Source organism: Arsenicibacter rosenii, assembly GCF_001870735.1.
In the GTDB taxonomy this organism is placed as follows: Bacteria; Bacteroidota; Bacteroidia; order Cytophagales; family Spirosomataceae; genus Arsenicibacter; species Arsenicibacter rosenii.
Genome location: NZ_MORL01000222.1, coordinates 1 through 674, shown reverse-complemented (window position 1 = coordinate 674; position 674 = coordinate 1). Strand labels below are relative to the sequence as shown.

Genomic DNA, 674 nt, shown 5'->3' with positions numbered 1-674 from the left:
GCCTGATCGGTGGCCAGCGCAATTTCCTGCGCGGCTTTGGCAGTCGATGCCGCAATCATTGCCGCCTTATCGGCCAGTGCCAGATCAGCGCGGGCGTTGATGGCCGACACTTCCGCATCACGGATGGCGTTGGCGGCCGCTATTTTCTGATCGCGGGTGGCTTCTGCCCTGGCAACTTCCACCTCATGGGTCTGCTGCGCCAGCTGCGCCTGATGGGCCGCTTCCTGATCGGCCCGGGTGGCCATCTGCTGCACCGTTTCCCCGTCCTTCTGGTTAAGCTGATCCAGCAGCTGCGTCTTTTTAGTAGCTTCTTCCGTAGCATTGGCAATGGTCTGATCAGTAGCCTGCCGGGATGCAGCAATCTGTCCGGATGCTTCCTGATCCGCCAGCCGGATGGCTTCGTCCGCTTTGGCGGTGGCAGCTGCAATCATGCGCTCCTTATCGGCCAGTGCCAGATCAGCGCGGGCGTTGATGGCCGCAATTTCGGCATCACGGACCGCATTGGCCACATTTACCTTGTGATCGCGGGTCTGGCTGGCCTTGTCCGATTCTCCCTGAAAGGTCCGTTCGGCTTCGGCAATCAGCGCATCAGTCTGCTGCGCGGTCCGTGCCAGTTCGGCACTCATATCCGCCGCACTCTGCTGACCGGATTTTTCGGCATAGAAGGCTTCGAG

Annotated in this window: 1 protein-coding gene; it reads right to left on the bottom strand. The window is 60.7% G+C overall.

Translation table 11 applies throughout. The features are described 5' to 3' along the window. Positions 1–674 (bottom strand): hypothetical protein (locus BLX24_RS33180; RefSeq protein ID WP_177226003.1); only part of this gene is annotated, 674 nt, incomplete at both ends.